Annotated in this window: 19 protein-coding genes and 1 riboswitch; of the genes, 3 read left to right on the forward strand and 16 right to left on the reverse strand. The window is 26.9% G+C overall.

What is annotated here, in order from left to right:
• Nucleotides 1-144: 144 nt before the first annotated feature.
• From ABHC41_RS04460 to ABHC41_RS04485, 6 genes are all read right to left on the reverse strand, one after another.
• A complete protein-coding gene (locus ABHC41_RS04460; RefSeq protein WP_271893167.1) occupies nucleotides 145-1104 on the reverse strand; it encodes a siderophore ABC transporter substrate-binding protein in 960 nt (319 codons plus the stop codon).
• A gap of 67 nt (nucleotides 1105-1171) precedes the next feature.
• Nucleotides 1172-1927: an ATP-binding cassette domain-containing protein gene (locus ABHC41_RS04465; RefSeq protein ID WP_195940027.1), complete on the reverse strand. Its 756-nt coding sequence runs from the start codon at nucleotides 1925-1927 to the stop codon at nucleotides 1172-1174.
• Nucleotides 1927-2940 (reverse strand): iron chelate uptake ABC transporter family permease subunit, encoded by a 1014-nt coding sequence (locus tag ABHC41_RS04470; protein ID WP_330678017.1) that lies wholly within the window; start codon nucleotides 2938-2940, stop codon nucleotides 1927-1929. Before ABHC41_RS04470 ends, ABHC41_RS04465 begins: the two co-directional genes overlap by 1 nt.
• Nucleotides 2930-3883, reverse strand: coding sequence for an ABC transporter permease (locus tag ABHC41_RS04475; RefSeq protein WP_271893170.1), 954 nt, complete (start codon nucleotides 3881-3883; stop codon nucleotides 2930-2932). Before ABHC41_RS04475 ends, ABHC41_RS04470 begins: the two co-directional genes overlap by 11 nt.
• Nucleotides 3884-4147: 264 nt before the next feature.
• Nucleotides 4148-4336 (reverse strand): hypothetical protein, encoded by a 189-nt coding sequence (locus ABHC41_RS04480; protein WP_092922961.1) that lies wholly within the window; start codon nucleotides 4334-4336, stop codon nucleotides 4148-4150.
• A 33-nt stretch (nucleotides 4337-4369) separates the two neighbouring features.
• A complete protein-coding gene (locus ABHC41_RS04485; RefSeq protein ID WP_166504825.1) occupies nucleotides 4370-4570 on the reverse strand; it encodes a hypothetical protein in 201 nt (66 codons plus the stop codon).
• 362 nt (nucleotides 4571-4932) lie between these two features.
• Between ABHC41_RS04485 and ABHC41_RS04490 the strand changes: the two genes are divergently transcribed.
• Entirely contained in the window at nucleotides 4933-5757 is an 825-nt protein-coding gene (locus ABHC41_RS04490) for a MerR family transcriptional regulator (protein ID WP_092922954.1), read from the forward strand.
• A gap of 150 nt (nucleotides 5758-5907) precedes the next feature.
• On the opposite strand, the gene ABHC41_RS04495 is transcribed toward ABHC41_RS04490, so the two are convergent.
• The 5 genes from ABHC41_RS04495 to thiS are packed head-to-tail and all read right to left on the reverse strand — an operon-like array spanning nucleotide 5908 to nucleotide 9437.
• Nucleotides 5908-6534 carry a thiamine phosphate synthase gene (locus ABHC41_RS04495; RefSeq protein WP_166504824.1) on the reverse strand — a complete coding sequence of 209 codons (627 nt, stop codon included), beginning with the start codon at nucleotides 6532-6534 and terminating at the stop codon, nucleotides 5908-5910.
• Nucleotides 6534-7637 (reverse strand): 2-iminoacetate synthase ThiH, encoded by a 1104-nt coding sequence (thiH, locus tag ABHC41_RS04500; protein WP_092922948.1) that lies wholly within the window; start codon nucleotides 7635-7637, stop codon nucleotides 6534-6536. The genes ABHC41_RS04495 and thiH overlap by 1 nt, the downstream gene beginning before the upstream one ends.
• A 1-nt stretch (nucleotide 7638) precedes the next feature.
• Nucleotides 7639-8415: a thiazole synthase gene (locus tag ABHC41_RS04505; protein WP_166504823.1), complete on the reverse strand. Its 777-nt coding sequence runs from the start codon at nucleotides 8413-8415 to the stop codon at nucleotides 7639-7641.
• Between the two features lie 19 nt (nucleotides 8416-8434).
• Nucleotides 8435-9241 (reverse strand): sulfur carrier protein ThiS adenylyltransferase ThiF, encoded by an 807-nt coding sequence (gene thiF / locus ABHC41_RS04510; RefSeq protein ID WP_166504822.1) that lies wholly within the window; start codon nucleotides 9239-9241, stop codon nucleotides 8435-8437.
• Nucleotide 9242: 1 nt separating this feature from the next.
• Complete coding sequence (gene thiS, locus ABHC41_RS04515; RefSeq protein ID WP_166504821.1) at nucleotides 9243-9437, reverse strand: sulfur carrier protein ThiS; 195 nt, start codon at nucleotides 9435-9437, stop codon at nucleotides 9243-9245.
• Between the two features lie 130 nt (nucleotides 9438-9567).
• Nucleotides 9568-9679: riboswitch (TPP riboswitch) on the reverse strand.
• Nucleotides 9680-9901: 222 nt separating this feature from the next.
• On the opposite strand from thiS, the gene ABHC41_RS04520 reads away from it, so the two are divergent.
• Entirely contained in the window at nucleotides 9902-10678 is a 777-nt protein-coding gene (locus tag ABHC41_RS04520) for a type II CAAX endopeptidase family protein (protein ID WP_166504820.1), read from the forward strand.
• Nucleotides 10679-10771: 93 nt separating this feature from the next.
• Here the strand turns inward: ABHC41_RS04520 and raiA are convergent, their stop codons facing one another.
• Nucleotides 10772-11302, reverse strand: a complete 531-nt coding sequence (gene raiA / locus ABHC41_RS04525; protein WP_092922933.1) for a ribosome-associated translation inhibitor RaiA — start codon at nucleotides 11300-11302, stop codon at nucleotides 10772-10774.
• Nucleotides 11303-11442: 140 nt separating this feature from the next.
• Nucleotides 11443-12894, reverse strand: coding sequence for a DEAD/DEAH box helicase (locus tag ABHC41_RS04530; protein WP_271893176.1), 1452 nt, complete (start codon nucleotides 12892-12894; stop codon nucleotides 11443-11445).
• 605 nt (nucleotides 12895-13499) lie between these two features.
• Here ABHC41_RS04530 and brnQ point away from each other — a divergent pair.
• Nucleotides 13500-14789 (forward strand): branched-chain amino acid transport system II carrier protein, encoded by a 1290-nt coding sequence (gene brnQ, locus ABHC41_RS04535; protein WP_092922927.1) that lies wholly within the window; start codon nucleotides 13500-13502, stop codon nucleotides 14787-14789.
• A 77-nt stretch (nucleotides 14790-14866) separates the two neighbouring features.
• On the opposite strand, the gene ABHC41_RS04540 is transcribed toward brnQ, so the two are convergent.
• From ABHC41_RS04540 to rpsD, 3 genes are all read right to left on the reverse strand, one after another.
• The gene (locus tag ABHC41_RS04540; protein ID WP_092922924.1) at nucleotides 14867-16234 is read right to left on the reverse strand and encodes a cation:dicarboxylase symporter family transporter; all 1368 of its coding nucleotides are present in this window, start codon (nucleotides 16232-16234) and stop codon (nucleotides 14867-14869) included.
• A 128-nt stretch (nucleotides 16235-16362) separates the two neighbouring features.
• Nucleotides 16363-16698, reverse strand: a complete 336-nt coding sequence (locus ABHC41_RS04545) for a helix-turn-helix domain-containing protein (protein WP_092922921.1) — start codon at nucleotides 16696-16698, stop codon at nucleotides 16363-16365.
• Nucleotides 16699-16835: 137 nt separating this feature from the next.
• Entirely contained in the window at nucleotides 16836-17429 is a 594-nt protein-coding gene (gene rpsD, locus ABHC41_RS04550; protein ID WP_271893179.1) for a 30S ribosomal protein S4, read from the reverse strand.
• Nucleotides 17430-17674 lie beyond the last annotated feature (245 nt).

Below are 17674 nucleotides of genomic sequence, written 5' to 3' on the forward strand. Positions count from 1 at the left end.
ATATTTCTAATTTATGTATAAGTAAATGATATCTATATTATTCTTAGAAATAATGTAATTTATATAATGAGCACCAAAGAATAAAAGTTGTATAAGAATTACACTCATCCTCATACAACTTTTAGTAAATTACATTTATTTGTATTATTTGCTTATTGCTTCATCTACCTCATCTAACATAGTATTTGTAGATATTATTCCACCATCACTTAAATACCATGAATGAGTATCTAGATAAACTATATTTCCATCTTTAGCTGCCCTAGTATTATTTATTAATTCATTATTTAATATTTCCTGTGCTGGCTTTTGACCTTCGCCACTAGATATAACTGATTTATCAACAACAAATATATAATCTGAATCTTGACTTGCTATATATTCAAATGAAACATCTTGTCCATGATCTGAATTTTTTACATTTTCATCAGTTTCTTTAAATCCTAAATTCTTATATATTATCCCAAATCTTGATTCTGCTCCAAGTACACTCAATGATCCATCACTAACCATTAATGTTGTTGCATTTAAATCTTTTTCTTTTACTTTATTATTTATTTCTTTTACTTTTTTATTTATCTTCGCTAACTCAGTATCTACCTGTTCTTCTTTATCAAATATGTCTCCTATAACTTCCATATTGTGAGTAAAAGATTCCATGTACTTCCCATCTTCTTTTGATAATGATATAGTTGGCGCTATTTCCGTAAATTTATCATAGAAACTATGTTGCCTTCCATTTATTATTATTAAGTCTGGCTTAAGTTCATTTACCTTTTCTAAGTTTGGTTCTTTTAAGCCTCCAACATTTCCGTATTTAGATCCTTTGTATTCGCTTAAATATTCTGGTATCGAAGATGATTGCGGAGTTCCTACTACACCATCTATACCTAAACTTTGCATTGCATCTAATGCTGCATAGTCAAAAACTACCACTCTCTTAGGATTAACTCCTACCTCTGTAGTTCCTAAGGCATGCTCTACTTTAACTGTTTCATCTGCTTTAGATGCAACTTCTTTATTGCCTTTATTTGAAAATACTAATGCCCCTCCTATTAATCCTGCTATAACTAAACCTGATATAGCTGCTACTTTTTTATTCATAATAAGTCCTCCTAATAATTTTTATTACTTTATATTGATTATCTTTATCATTAAAATTTTAAATTTTTTAGAAATAAATACAAATTTTATCTCCATTTATCTCTTGGATATCAAATTCCATCTCATATATTTCTTCTAGTACTTCTTTTTTTATTATCTCATCAGTCTTTCCATACCTTGCTATTTTTCCATCTTTAAGTGCTACTATGTAATCTGAATAACAAGATGTATAATTTATATCATGCATAACTAAAATTACAGTCTTTCCTAGCTCATCACATAAATTTCTAAGTACCTTCATCATTTCAACTGAGTGCTTCATGTCTAAATTATTAAGTGGTTCATCTAAAAATACATATTCTGTATTTTGAGCTATAACCATTGCTATATAAGCTCTTTGTCTTTGTCCTCCACTTAATTCATCTAAGTATCTATCTTCTATATCTTTAAGCTTCATATATTCTATTGCTTCATCTATATATTTATTATCTTCTTCTGTAAGCCTTCCTTGGCTATGTGGAAACCTTCCAAAAGCAACAAGTTCCCTTATTGTAAGCTTTAGATTTATATGATTAGATTGTTTTAATATAGCTATCTTAGTAGATAATTCTTTATTGTCCCAATCTTCTAATCTTTTTCCATCTATAATAACTTCTCCACCATCTTTTTTCATTAATCTAGTTATTATAGATAAGGCAGTACTTTTTCCAGCTCCATTTGGTCCTATAAAAGATGTTATTTTTCCTTTTTCTATATTTATTGAAACATTATCAACAACTGGTTTATTTGAATATTTTTTTATTATATCTTTTACTACTATCATTATGCTTTACTCTCCTTTAGCAATAAGTATATGAAATATACTCCCCCTACAAAGTTTATAATTACACTTAGAGTTGTATTGAAGCTAAATACTCTTTCTACTAAGAATTGTCCCCCAACTAATGTTGATATACTTATAAGAATTGATGCTACTATTAAGTAACTGTGCTTATATGTGCTTAGCAGTTGCTTCGTTACGTTTACTACTAATAGTCCTAAGAAAGTTATAGGACCTACTAAAGCTGTAGATATTGATACTAATATAGATACTACTATTATCATCTTTTTAACAACTTTATCATAATCCACGCCTAAATTTATGGCATTATCTTTACCTAAACATAATACATCTAAATACTTAAGTTCATCATATATAAATGGTATTATTGCTATTAGCATTATGGCTGCTATTAAAAGTATTTCTGTATTTACATTTCCAAAACTTGCATGTAAGCTATTTTGAAGAGTAGCATACTCATTTGGATCTATTACAACTTGCATGAAAGTAGACATACTTTTAAACAAAGTTCCAAATATCATTCCTACAAGAAGTAAGAAAAATATATTATTTCCACTTTTTTCAAAAAGTTTTTTATATAAAACAAAAGATGCTATAACCATTACTACTACTGATAATAAAAAGTTATGACTTTTACTTGCTATAAATTTACTATCTATTCCAACAATAAATACTATAAGCGTCTGAACTAATATGTATAAAGAATCTAAGCCTAATACACTTGGTGTAAGTATATTGTTATTAGTTATGGTTTGAAAAATCATAGATGAAAAAGCTATACATCCACCTGTTAATACTATTGCTATTAACTTAGGTATTCTTTGACTCATAGCATAATCTATGTGTTCTAGATTTACCCCTGCTGTTAAGAATAGTGCTGAGAATGCAATAACCATTAGTCCTATTACATATATAATTCTTTTTTGTCTATTTTCTTTTTGTAATCTAATGTTTATATTTTTACTAGGTAATTTATTTACACTACTAACTTGCATATGACTTCCTCCTTAATATCATATAAAGGAAAACTATACTTCCTATAACACCAACTGTTAATCCTATAGGTATTTCATAAGGATATATCACAACTCTTGAGAATATATCACATGTTAATACAAATATTGCTCCAAATAATCCTGTATGCCATATACTATCTTTTACATTGTCCCCTTTATAAATTGATACTATATTTGGTACTATTAATCCTATAAAAGGTATACTTCCTACTGTTATTACTACGCATACCGTAACTATTGCTACAATAATTAATCCTAAGTTCACAACCTTATTGTAATTAAGCCCTAGATTTGTTGCAAAATCCTCACCCATACCTGCTATAGTAAATTTATTTGCATAAATATATGCAAGTATTATCATTGGTATTGTTATGTATAATATTTCATAATTTCCTTTAAGTATCATCGAGAAATTTCCTTGCATCCAAGAAGTTATATCTTGCATTAAATCATATTTGTATGCTATAAAAGTCGTCATTGATCCTATTATATTCCCAAACATTATACCAACTAACGGTACAAATACAGCATTTTTAAACTTTAGGCTTTTTAATATTTTCATGAAAATAAAGGTTCCACCAAGAGCAAATGCAAAAGATGTTATCATTTTGCTACCCATAGTTGCATTTGGTAGAATTAGCATCGCAAATATCAATCCTAATTGAGCTGAATCAATAGTAGCTCCTGTTGTCGGAGATACAAATTTATTTCTACTTATTTGTTGCATTATAAGACCGCATATACTCATTCCTATTCCTGCAACTAATATACTTATTAATCTAGGCAATCTGCTTATTAATAAAATATTTAATTGTTCTTCATTTAAAGTTAATATATCTACTATCTTTATGTTATGTACTCCTAAAAATACTGATATTGCAGATAATATTATCAATATTATTCCTAAGTATCTTTTCTTCATCTTTCCTCCTAGCTATAACCTTATATGAAAACACATATCTCTTGAAATTAATTTTCAACTTACTTTTATTGTATTGATAATTATTATCATTGTCAATATTTTTTTATTTATTAATAATTATTAATTTAAATTTTTATCTTCAAAAACAAAAATAAGCTCTTACATATATTAACGACTTGTTTTCATTTATATGACAAGCACCTAATAATAGTGATTTCTAAATATAATATAAAATAAGAGGAGAATGAATAATCTCCTCTTATTTTAATATTTAGCTATGTCTATTCCACCTAAGGCAATATGAGCAACTCCTGCTCCCACTAGAAGTGCACCTGCCATATTTTTATAATCTTTTCTATTGAACTTCTCTTTTTTATTTTGCTTAGCATCTAACATCAATCCTGTTGCTGTTACTACTGTTCCTAAAGCTACTGGTATTAATCCTTTTTTCATATTACTACCTCCATAATGATATTATTTTATTATTTATCTAAATTTATTATTTGGGTTACCTACTCTATTATGACTTTTAGGCCCTGCGCCTGCTCTAGTTATACATCTTTTATTCCCATTACTGTTTATTTCTGTTATATTCTCTCTATCAGTATTTGTATTCTCACTTTCTGTGTAAAGTAGTTGCTTTCCCAAATTTCTTAATCCATCCATAAAAGAATTATTATCTTCCACTACCTTCACTCCTTTTTATAATCTATTTAACATTAGTTTGTTCATTATACAAAATCAAATACACCATAATTTTTGCAATAAAATCTACTTATCTTCTTTTTTTTAATTAATATCCATTTGTGGATATAAAATACTTATATTTTCCTTAAAAAATTTTAATTTAATTTTTACTAATAAGTAAAATTTCCATTTGTTAAAACTTCCCTTACACTTTCCATATCTTCCTATTATAAAAATTTTATTATTTTTATAGTATTTACTTTTGAATTGGAGACTATCATAAATTAATGCTAATTAGTTTAATCTTAAACATTTTGTGTTATATTTATAATTAAACTATTATATTATCTGGAGTGTTTTATATGAAAATTAATAAGAATATACATTTTACTACTGGAGAATTTGCTAAGCTTTGCAAAACTAGTAAGCAAACTCTTTATCATTACGATCAAGTTGGAATTTTTTCTCCTGAAATAAAAGGAGATAATAATTATAGATATTATTCTTATCAACAAATAGAAACGTTTGGAGCTATAACAATGCTAAAGGATATTGGTATGCCTTTAAAAGAAATAAAAGAATACTTAAGTAAGAGAAATCCCAATGAATTAATTAATTTACTAGAAAAGGAACGTATAAATGTAATCAATAAAATAGATAAGTTAAACCAGATAAAACTCTTTATTGATAGAAAAATTGAATACTCCAAAGATTTTATTAATAATTATACAGATAAAGTCAGCATTTTACCATTACAAGAAGAATACATATTTATTTCAAAAGTTTTTAATTGTTCTACAGATAAAGAAGTTTATGAGGCTTTTTCTGCTCATATAGGTCGTTGTGAAGATAGAGGTATAGCTTACCCCCATTTTTTAGGTGAAATGCTTGAATACAGTGATATAGCTAATGGTAATTACTTAGATTATAAATATATATATAATAAACTTCCTAATAAAGAATATTCTAATTTTACTAAAGCTAAGGGATTGTACATTGTTGCATATCATAGGGGTAGTTATTATAACACTAGCATTACTTATAATAAGATTTTAAAGTTTATAGAAGAAAATAATCTATCTGTTCAAGGTCATTTCTATGAAGATATAATACTTGATGATTTAGCAGTTCAAGAATATGATGATTATGTAATAAAAATCTCAATAAAAGTTAATTTATCTAAATAAAACTCATGATTTAAATGGTATTAACTTTAAATTCTAATCCTTTACTAGATCAAAGATTGTAACTATTTTAAATAGTAAAATACATAAAAATACCTATTTATAATAAAAGTTAGCGTCTAAAATAATAAAAATTATTTTAGACGCTAACTTTTAATCTATATTATATTCATTTATTGTTTTTTTTATATTTTTACTACTCATTAGGTTAGACATAACAGCTATATCATCACAATAATCTACTATGTATTTGACATTGCTAGGTGTTATTCCACCTAATGCAATTAAATTTATATTTGAATTAGTAAGTAAAGAATTGGCCTCTTTTAATATTTCAATTCCTTTAGGTTTTAAGTTTTCCTTACATTTAGTTTCATATATGTGTGATAAAAATATATAATCTGCATTTCTTTTTAGTACTTCTACTATATCTTTTATACTATGAGTTGATACTCCTAATATTTTATTAAAGTTTTTGATATCTATATACTCATTTGTATCTTTTTTATTTTTTTCATCATAAATATCTATAAACTTATCAAATGGTAAATGTATACCGTCGGCATCAACTCTTTTAAATACTTCTATATTGCTATTTATTATTATCTTAGTATCTTTATTTATATTTTTTTTAATCTTAAGATATAAATTTTCTAGCTCATCATTACTCAGATCTTTTTCTCTTAGTATTATATTTTTAACGCCACAATAAGATGCTTCTTTTATAACTTCAATATACCTATCATATTTGCATAGATGCCTATTCGTTATTAGATACATTAAAACCTTTCCCAATCTTTAAATATTTGTTGGTATCCAATATCTTTTAACATGGCTTTTATATCACTAACACTACTTTCATCACTAATTTTAAATTGAGATGTATCTTTACTATTTTGAGAATGCCCTCCTACATTTGTTGATACACCTGCACTTAATTTTGTAACTCCCAAAGGTATTAAATTTCTTCGCAATGATAAGCTTTCTCTAGTCGATAAATTTATACCACCTTGATTATCAAATAATCTCATAACAACCATAGCTTGTACTAAATCATTATCATTGATATCAATTATTTTTTCATAACATCCCTTAAATGGTCTTATTCTAGGTATTGAGTATGAAACGTCTACATGTGGATATTTTTTTCTTAAATATCTTCCATGCATTAATGTAAAAAAAGTTTCTTTTCTAAAATCATTAAGACCAAGTAACGAACCTATTGATACACTTCTCATTCCAGCTTTTATTCCTCTTTCTGGTGAGTCTAATCTATATTTATAATTAGATTTTGGACCTTTTAAATGTACCTCTTTATAAATATTTTCATCATATACTTCTTGGTATACAGTAAGCCCTTCAACGCCTTTATCTACTAAATATTTATACTCTTCTTCATCCATTGGATAAACTTCTATTGTAATAGATGGAAATTTATCTTTAAGAACTTCTACAGCTTCACCTATATACTCTACGTCTGAATGAATCTTACTTTCTCCAGTTAAAAGCAACAAATGCTTAAATCCCTCTTTAGATATTTCATTTCCTTCTATTTTAATTTCATTAATGTTGAGCTTTTTTCTACTTATTCCAGAATCTATATTATATCCACAGTATAGACATTTATTTACACAATAGTTTGCTATATACATAGGAGTATACAAAAGTATAGTCTTTCCAAAATATCTATTAGTTATCTCGTGTGCTTTTTGTGCCATTTCTTCCAGGTATTTAGTGGCTTTTTTCGATAATAAATTTAATAAATCATATTCATCTAAATTATCCTTTTCTAAACTTCTTAAAACATCATAATTTGATACATTTTCTAGATATTTATCTATATCAATATCTTTATACTTTTCTATAACATTATAAAAACTCAAATTAAACACCTACTTCACTTAAAAATCCAGTAAGAGGTGAAGATGCATTTGCAAAATTGCTTACTCTTCCTGTTTTAGCTAAATATGCTTCTCTTCCACCTTCAACTGCTAATTTGAAAGCATTCGCCATTTTTATAGGGTCGCCTGCACTAGCTATTGCAGTGTTTACAAGTACTGCTGCTGCCCCCATTTCCATAGCTTCCATAGCCTGAGATGGTTTTCCAATTCCTGCATCTACTATTATTGGTATATCTAATTCTTCTATCATTATTTTTATCATTTCTTTCATTTTAAGCCCTCTATTAGAACCTATTGGTGCCCCAAGTGGCATAACTGCTGCTGCCCCTGCTTCTATTAGCCTTTTGCCTGCATATAGATCTGGACTCATATATGGAAGAACTACAAATCCTTCATCAGCAAGTATTTTAGTTGCTTTTATAGTTTCTTCATTATCGGGTAATAAGTATTTTGTATCACTTATTACTTCTATTTTTATAAAGTTTCCACATCCCATTTTTCTAGCTATTCTTGCTATCCTAACAGCTTCCATATGATTAGTCGCTCCTGATGTATTAGGAAGTATTGTCATATTGCTAGGTATATGTGATAGTATATTTTCTTCTGTATTGTCTAAGTCTACTCTTCTTAGTGCCATAGTTATTATTTCACTGTTACTTGACTCTATTACTCTTGGTAACATATCATTTGAACTATATTTTCCCGTTCCTATTAAAAGTCTACTATTAAACTCATGTCCGTTTAATATTAATTTATCCATTTTTATCCCCCACATAATCTTATTTGTCTTCTATCAATATTTTTGTTGCTAAATTAGCCATGTGATTAGCACATATAGCCACCCTTGGTGCCATAAGCCCATCACCTTCTTTAGCTTCATTTATCTCATCTCCACATATGTAAAATTTATCTCTGATTTTTCTTGTTTTTATTATGTTAGAATCATAATATCCTGCCACTCCAGATGAGGATATTAAATATTTATCTCTCATTTTAGTTAAAATGTTATTTGCAATTTCTGCTTTGTACTTTGGATTATCAAAAGCCTCTATTATTATATCTACGTTCCCAAATTCATGTATATTTGATGAATCTATTATTTTGTTTATAGTTTCAACTTCTATAAATGGATTAATATTTTCTATATTATTTTTAAGTGCCTCGGTTTTATATTTTCCTATATCATTTATAAAATATTGTTGTCTATTTAAATTAGATGGTTCTACTATATCAAAGTCTGCTAGTATTAATGTTCCTACGCCTATTCTAGCTAAAGATATAGCTATATTTGAACCCAATCCACCAATACCTAATATTGCTACTTTTCCATTTTTTAATTTGTAGTGAACATTTGGAGTATGTCTGCTAACCATAAGATTTTCTAATTCTTCAAATTTTGGAATTTCACCCCTTTTTATTAATGTAACTCTATCATTTTCATATAATTCTAAATCTACATATGCATCTACTGGATGACCATTTAGTATTATTATATCTGCATCTTTTTTATATTTTTCTTTAACTTTATCTACTGTAACTATATCTTCATCAATATTTACAAGTAGCTCATTTATAAAAAGTTGCATCTTATCCCCCTCCAACAAACCTTATGACTTCTATAACATCTTCTTCTCTTAGTATATAGCTATCGTATTGATTATTTTCAATTATGTTTAAATTTATCTCTACTACTACGCTATCTTTTTTTACTCCAATATCTTCTAATAACTTTGATATTGTCATATCTGATTTAAATTCAAACTCTTCCCCATTTACCTTCACTTACATTTCCTCCTTTTAAGGATTATCTTTTATAAGATATAAAAATAATTATATAAATTTAACTTTAATAGCATTAAAAAAGCACTCTCTTTTTATAGAGAGCGCCTTATTTAACTAAAAATCTAGGTACATTAAAATATACGAGCTTCCCTACGTAAGAATTATCTTAATCAGGTTCTTAGAGTCTGAAAGTTATGGCTTTACTTCTCAGCTATCCAATCATAGCTCCCCTAGCTTTTATTTATTTTTACAAGTTGAGTGTAGCACAATGTATTTTCATAATCAACAAATTATTAGTTTATAAATAAACTATATATATATTTATTATACGAATTTTATTTAATTTCCCTATTAAATTAGTTAGATTTCTTATGTATAATAATTATATAGTTATTCAATAATTTCAATATACTTTGAATTATTCTATAAATTAATTCTTATAAAAAATTCGGAGGCGAAAAAAATTGATTTCAAAAGATACAAAGTACTTTTTTATAGTACTAATACTTTTTTGTATAATTGGATTTACAGTAACTATATCTACAACACAACTCAATATTTTAATATATGGTTCTCCTATTTTTATGTTATTTTATGCACTTTCAGGGTATTCTCCTGCTTTAGCTGGATTAATTACCGCTAAAAAGTTTTTGTCTAAAGATGAATTTGATAGATTTTTAAGGAACTGTGTAAATGCAAACAGGAGTCTAAAGGAATATTTATATGTTATTATTGCCGCTTTAATACTTTGGACCGTTCCATATATAGTAGTTGAAATGTTTAGAGGCTATGGTGCCTTACTAAAATCCCCATTAATATTTTTAAGTTGGTTAACTCCTATAATGATATTTGGGGGAGGATTAGAGGAAATAGGATGGAGAGGTTTTTTACTTCCTAAATTACTAAAGAAATATTCTCCTTTTAAAAGTTCTCTAATAATAGGTATTATTTGGTCCTTATGGCATCTACCTTTATGGTTTGTAGTTGGTACACCACAACAACATACTAGTTTTATTCCATTTGCTCTTAGTTGTATTGCTTCTTCTTTTGTACTTACTTACATATACATGGAAACTAATAGCATTTGGCTTTGTATATTATTTCATGCTTTAGATAATGCTTGTTCTTATGTATTTGAGTATGATGTGGATTTACATATAATTATAGCTCTAGCAACTTGTCTAGCTGGTTTTATTATATTTTATATATCAAAAAAATGTATAAAACTAAAATCTAAATAATTCAAGTTATATTAATAATAATAAGCTATTTTTTAATAATAAAAAACGTATTGAAATTTTCAATACGTTTTTTATTATTAAATGTTTATGGTATTACACTTGTTCTATAAGGCCATATCCATCATGTCTTTTATATATAATACTTGTTTTATTTGTCTCTATATTTCTAAATAAAAAGAATTGATGTCCTAATAAATTCATTTGAACAATTGCATCTTCTGGAGTTATTGGCTTGTCCATTTTAAATTTCTTTCTTCTTTTTATTACATCGTCATCTAAATCTATTTCTTCATATTCCTCTATATTATCAAATCTTATACTTTCATTTTTTCTATTTCTTCTTATCATTTGTGTTTTGTATTTTCTAAGCTGTTTATAAAGCTTATCATATAATAAGTCTATTGCTGAATATAAATCTTCTTGGCATTCTTCAGCTCTAACGATAGTTCCATGTTTAGTATATACTGTCGCTTCAATACTTTGATTTTTTCTCTTTACATCTATTTTAACATGTACATCAAAATCATCATTAATATATTTTTCTAGCTTTTCAAACTTACTTTCAATTTTTTCTCTTATTGCCTCTGTAACTTTTACATGCTTTGAAATTATTTTTACGCTCATAGTATGTACCTCCTGTATCTGGACTACATTTTTAAATATACAAGTTATCTTGTATATTTAAATAATAACAGGAAAACAATTACATTTTAAGGCTATTATTATATATTTTTTTGGTGTATTATAGAAGTTAAGGGGGTTTTTTATCTACTATCTTTTTTTATTTTTACCATCTTCTTTTTTACACTAATCTCTTTATACTTCTTTAATATAATTTCACCTTTGTGATTTAATATATCTACATAAGAACAAAGGTCTTGTACCTCTATTACACCTATATCTTCATTATTTATTCCCTCTATACTATTAAGAGCTCCAACAATATCTATAACTCTTATTTTCTTTTTCTTTCCAGCATTTAGGTATAGTCTCGTTACTTCACTGTGAACCTTTTTTTCTTCATTTCTATTTTTTCTATTTTTTAAAACTTTTTTATTATTTTCTTCAAACTTAGCTTTTCCTAAAGCAATATCTTCTTTTTTTATGTCATCTAGATCTTCTATTTTATATCCAATATAATGTTCTATTTCTTCCATATACTTTTCATCTTTTTGATTTACCATAGTTATAGATTTTCCAAAGCTTTTTTTTCTACCTGTCCTACCTATTCTATGTATATAGTTTTCTTTATCTCTAGGCACATTAAAATTTATAACTAAAGATATGTCATCTATATGTATACCTCTACCAGCTACATCTGTACTTACTAGTATATTAAACTTACCATTTTTAAAATCTTTTATCGTAAAATTTCTTTTGTCTTGAGACATATCACCATGAAGTTCTGTTACTAAAAACCTATCTTCCTTTAAATTTTTATAAAGTTTTGTAACAGTTTCTTTTGTATTGCAAAATATCATAACTGATACTGGAGCCTGAGAATATATTATATTTTTTAAAGTATCATACTTTTTTTTATCCTCTACTTTGACTGTCTTTTCTGATATTTGTTTATTATTTAATAAATTTTCATTTTTTACTTCTACCATTTCTGCATCTTTCATATATTCTAAGCAAATATTTTTTATATCTTTATCTATAGCCGCTGAGAATAGTCCTTTAATGCTATTTTTAGGTATACTATTAAATATAAACTCCATATCTTCTACAAACCCTTTTTTAAGCATTTTATCTGCTTCATCAATTATAAAATATCTTATACTTTCAAGGTTAATTGTACCCCTACTTATATGATCAATTATTCTTCCTGGAGTTGCTACTACAATATGAACTCTTTGCTTTAACTCCTTTATTTGATCTTTCATAGGTTGTTTTCCAAATATAGCACTACATCTTATTTTCTTCAATCTACCTATATTAGATATCTCTTCTTTTACTTGAAGTGCTAACTCTCTAGTGGGTACAACTATTAGTGCTTGAAGATTGTTATTATCCACTTCTACTGTTTCACATATTGGTATAGCAAAGCTCGCAGTTTTTCCACTCCCAGTTTTTGATTTGACTATTATATTTTCATATCTTAATAACCTTGGTATAACTTCACTCTGAACTTTCGATGGTGAATTATAGCCTAAATTATACAATGCTTTTAATATATCTTTATTTAATTTTAAACTCTCAAATTTATTATTCATTTAATTCCACCTTATCTAATTTTACTATTATTGTTTTATTAACCATCATAGAATATGGCTAATATGTTTATTTTATTTCAATGTTTTATTGTATTATGATTGTCTTTTTATTTTATTACTTTTATATTAGCATTTAACTAATATACACTAAATTTTTATTTTTTTCTATAATTGCTATTACTTAAGCCTTTATAATTTACTGCATATTTATAAAATATTTTTTACTTTAATTATAAAATAATTTGTATAAATTTTCTGAAAAATATTATTGACATATTCCCTTTAACTATATATAATCAATTTAAATATAAATTTTTTAGGAGAATATAAATATGATAATTAATACAAATCTAACTAACAATAAACAATTAAATATATCTTATTTTAGCTTTTGGCTATTGTAGTTGGTTTGTATTTATGAACGATAGATTAATCGTAGATACAAACTGGTACTTGTTTGTATCTATGATGGTGAAAGCTAACTTGTTATGTAAAGCCACATAGATAATACTATGTGGCTTTTTTATTTATCCTAGGCAAAATAAAAGTCACATGGTACATACTATGTGGCTTTTTTATATATAAAATAAAAAAGAGGTGTTATTATGAAAAAAAATATTGATATTATTGTTATTGGTTTCGCACTATTTTCAATGTTCTTTGGAGCAGGTAATTTGATTTTCCCACCATACATAGGTGTTACCTCTGGTAGCAATTGGCTAATGAGTTTCTTAGGGTTTATAATTGCAGATGTTGGTATAATACTACTTTCTATCAATGCAATAGCAAAGGCTGGTTCATTCCAAGATGTTATTGGAAAAGCTGGCAAAAGATTTGGGCTTACTTTAGAAGTAATAATGATGTTGTGCTTAGGTCCAATATTAGTAGTGCCTAGAACTGGTGCAACTACATTTGAAATGAGTATACTTCCTCTAAATAACTCATTTAATCCAATAATATTTTCAATTTTATTCTTTACACTAGTGTTTATATTAACTATAAAACCAAGTAAGGTTATGGATATTATAGGTAAATTTTTAACGCCTATACTTTTAGCAGCGTTAGCGATCTTAATAATCAAGGGGATATTATCTCCTATTGGTGAGTTAAATACTAATATTTCTTCTGATAATCTATTTATGAGAGGTGTAACTCAAGGTTATCAAACTATGGATGCCCTTGGATTAGGTGGTATAACTGCACTTGTTATGTCATCTTTCTTAAGTAAAGGTTACAGAAATAAAAAAGAAAATATAAGCCTTACGATAAAAGCATCTTTAATTGCAGGTATTGGGCTTACACTAGTTTATGGTGGACTAGCTTATCTTGGAGCTACAGTTTCTACGGTGTATGATGCTAGCATTTCTCAGACAGAATTACTAGTTAATATAACAAATCTTTTATTAGGAAATACTGGTACTATATTATTAAGTATAGTTGTTGCATTTGCTTGCTTAACAACTTCCATAGGATTAACTTCTGTTACAGCTAAGTATTTCGAAGATGTAACTAATAGAAAACTAAAATATGAATACATAGTAACCTTTATATGTGTATTTAGTGCCATATTTTCTAATTTAGGCGTAGATAAAATAATAGCTATTGCTGCTCCTATACTAACAGTGTTATATCCTGTTTCAATAGTTTTAGTTCTAATGAGCTTGTTTGGAAAAATATTTAAGAGAGATTCTGCTTTTAAGGGTGCTGCTTATGCAACATTATTAACAAGCTTGCTTACAGTACTTAGTAATCTAGGTATAAATATCCCTTTTATTAACAATCTTCCATTTGCTAATATAGGATTTAACTGGGTTATTCCTGCACTAATTGGAGCTTTTTTAGGCAAACTAATAATTAAAGAAAATAGTATATGTATAAATTCAAAGATTTCTTAATAAAAATATTCATATAAAAAACTAATAAAAAACCTTCAAATAATTAATAGTTGTTTGAAGGTTTTTTATAGATTTTATTAACTTATTTTATCTTTTTCAATTTTATCTAATGAACTAGCAACTGCTATTGCTGAAGCCATAGTTCCATTAACATTAAGCATTGTACGTCCCATATCTAATATTGGATCTATAGCAAGTATTCCACCTAATAGCGGGAAATATGCTCCCATACCCATACCTGATATAACTACTGAAACTGACATTGTTGCAGTACCTGGTATCCCAGCTATTCCTAACGAACTTATAGTTATTACTATAAGTAACATGATATAAAAACTAAAGTTCATAGGAGTACCAGACATATTAGCTACAGTAATTGCCATTAATGCTGGATAGATTCCTGCACAACCGTTCATTCCCATATTAGAACCTAAACTTCCTACAAAACTTGCTATACCTTGATCTACTTTAACATTATCTGTAAGTGTTTCTATTGTTACAGGCAATGTTCCTAAACTTGATCTAGATGTAAATGCTAATATAAGTGGTTTAGATACATTTTTTAAGTATTTTATAGGATTTACCCCACTTAAAGTTATTATTACTAAATGTACAATAAACATTATTGCTACACTTACATAAAGAGCTATTATAAAGTCCATAACATCTAATATTGATGTTACACCTCTATCTATTATCGTAGTAGCCATTAAAGCAACTACTGCATAAGGCATTAGTTTTATTACTGTTATAGAAACACTTATTATTATTTTATAAAATGCTTCTACTAAATCTACAAATGGTTTTATTATTTCTGAATACTTTTTATTAAGTCTCTTTACTGCTATACCTAAAAATCCTGCAAATATTACTACTGCAACTACATTAGCTTGTGCCATTGCATTTACTGGATTTGATGGTAATAAACCTCTTATAGTATCGACTATTGGTGTAACCTCTCTTATTTCTCCACTTTTTACTATCGCTTCGTGTCCTACTCCTAAGTTAAATAAATTTCCAACTACTATACCTATTATTGCTGCTATCGCTGTTGTTCCTAATAACATTACAATAGTCTTTCCTGTTAATTTACCTAGGTTTTCACCTTGCTTTAAGTTCATTATTACTCTTACTATTGAAACAAACACAAGTGGAACTACTAACATTTTTAATAAATCCATAAAACCATATCCAAATAGCCCATACCATTTAGATACTTCTGTTAACCAAGTTACCTTAGTAGGATCTTCTGGGAATCCTGCTATAGCATGGACTAATACTCCTAGTCCAATCCCTAATACTATTGATAAAATCATTAATTTATTAAATTTTATCTTTTTACTTAATTTATTTATTACAAAAAACATTCCTATTAAAATTGCTATTGATATTAAAGTCATATAATTCGTGACCATAAGAAATTCTGAAAAAAACGTATAATTCATGTATTGCCTCCTTCCGATTATTTTTATATAAAGTAAATGAGCTCATACCTGTTTTTTATAATATAACAAGTATGAGCTCTTGTATCAACTGGTAACTTTTTTGTAACCAGATTAATATCTATATAAAATTAACAATCACATTTAATATGTTTGTTACTCCAAAGTATCATAGTTTCCATTATTGGAAGTAACGAAACACCACATTCACTTAAATAGTATGTTGATTGGATATTATTTTTTAATTCTTTTTTGTCATTAATTACTATTCCATTTTCGATTAAAAATTCTAATTGTTGAATTAACATCTTCTTGCTACATCCTTCTATGCACCTTTGTAATTCTCCAAATCTTTTTTTATCATTACCAATTTCCCATATTATTTCACATACCCATTTTTTTCCGAGTATGTTTGATATGAATTTTAATGGACAATTATTTTGCTTGATATTGTTCAAACTATACATTAACGACCTCCTTTTAATTATTTTATATAGATTAGCTTATAATATAACTATCATTTTGTCCATTTTTATCTTTATAAAATACTTAAAATAAAAAAATTACCATAAACCCTAAGATTTATGGTAATTTTATATTTAGATTATTTTGAGTAGTACTCAACAACTAAAATATCGTCAATTTCTATTGGTACTTCATTTCTTTCAGGCTTTCTAGTAAGAACACCTGAAAAGTTCTCTATATCCTTAGTTAAGTAAGGATATTGGCTAGTAGCATTTTGTTGAAAACTATCTTTAAACATTGTATTTTTTTGAGATTTTTCTCTTAAAGATATAACATCTCCTACTGACACTCCATAAGAAGGTATATCTACTTTTTTCCCATTAACTAGTATATGTCCATGAACTACCATTTGGCGAGCTTGTCTTGTAGAGCTTGCTAACCCTAATCTATATACTAAGTTGTCTAATCTACATTCTAACATTTGTACTAATGCTGTACCTGTAGAGTCTTTAGATTTCATCGCTTTTTTTACATAGTTAGAAAATTGCTTTTCTAACACACCATAGTAAGCCTTTAATCTTTGCTTTTCTAATAACTGTACTCCATATGGTGAAAGCTTTTTGCCCGCTCTAGACGTTCCTTTTGTAGCTCTATCCATTGCTTTTGGATGCCCACATACATTTAACCCTAGTCTTCTACATTGTTTAAATCTAGGTCCCATCATTCTTGCCATAATTATCATCTCCTATAAAATCAGAAATTTGCCGCGATAATTTTAAGCCTATTTTTAATATATCATAATTTTTATTTTTTGTAAATGAATTTCATTATCATTTTTTAAAATAAAAACCACGATATGAATCGTGGTCTTTATATAGAAGTTGTGTAGTTATATTAGTAAATTAAGAGTATAATTAGCATAACATTTATAATGTAATTTATCATATAGGGGAATATTATACTTTCTGTATTAAATCT

The sequence above is a fragment of the Romboutsia sp. 1001216sp1 genome (genome assembly GCF_039841805.1).
Lineage (GTDB): Bacteria > Bacillota > Clostridia > Peptostreptococcales > Peptostreptococcaceae > Romboutsia_C > Romboutsia_C hominis.

Bases quoted from the DNA above. Each gene is read 5' to 3' on its own strand.
- ABHC41_RS04460 (WP_271893167.1), bottom strand. From the start codon at position 1,104: ATGAATAAAAAAGTAGCAGCTATATCAGGTTTAGTTATAGCAGGATTA.
- ABHC41_RS04465 (WP_195940027.1), bottom strand. From the start codon at position 1,927: ATGATAGTAGTAAAAGATATAATAAAAAAATATTCAAATAAACCAGTT.
- ABHC41_RS04470 (WP_330678017.1), bottom strand. From the start codon at position 2,940: ATGCAAGTTAGTAGTGTAAATAAATTACCTAGTAAAAATATAAACATT.
- ABHC41_RS04475 (WP_271893170.1), bottom strand. From the start codon at position 3,883: ATGAAGAAAAGATACTTAGGAATAATATTGATAATATTATCTGCAATA.
- ABHC41_RS04480 (WP_092922961.1), bottom strand. From the start codon at position 4,336: ATGAAAAAAGGATTAATACCAGTAGCTTTAGGAACAGTAGTAACAGCA.
- ABHC41_RS04490 (WP_092922954.1), top strand. From the start codon at position 4,933: ATGAAAATTAATAAGAATATACATTTTACTACTGGAGAATTTGCTAAG.
- ABHC41_RS04495 (WP_166504824.1), bottom strand. From the start codon at position 6,534: ATGTATCTAATAACGAATAGGCATCTATGCAAATATGATAGGTATATT.
- ABHC41_RS04505 (WP_166504823.1), bottom strand. From the start codon at position 8,415: ATGGATAAATTAATATTAAACGGACATGAGTTTAATAGTAGACTTTTA.
- thiF (WP_166504822.1), bottom strand. From the start codon at position 9,241: ATGCAACTTTTTATAAATGAGCTACTTGTAAATATTGATGAAGATATA.
- raiA (WP_092922933.1), bottom strand. From the start codon at position 11,302: ATGAGCGTAAAAATAATTTCAAAGCATGTAAAAGTTACAGAGGCAATA.
- ABHC41_RS04530 (WP_271893176.1), bottom strand. From the start codon at position 12,894: ATGAATAATAAATTTGAGAGTTTAAAATTAAATAAAGATATATTAAAA.
- brnQ (WP_092922927.1), top strand. From the start codon at position 13,500: ATGAAAAAAAATATTGATATTATTGTTATTGGTTTCGCACTATTTTCA.
- ABHC41_RS04540 (WP_092922924.1), bottom strand. From the start codon at position 16,234: ATGAATTATACGTTTTTTTCAGAATTTCTTATGGTCACGAATTATATG.
- ABHC41_RS04545 (WP_092922921.1), bottom strand. From the start codon at position 16,698: ATGTATAGTTTGAACAATATCAAGCAAAATAATTGTCCATTAAAATTC.
- rpsD (WP_271893179.1), bottom strand. From the start codon at position 17,429: ATGGCAAGAATGATGGGACCTAGATTTAAACAATGTAGAAGACTAGGG.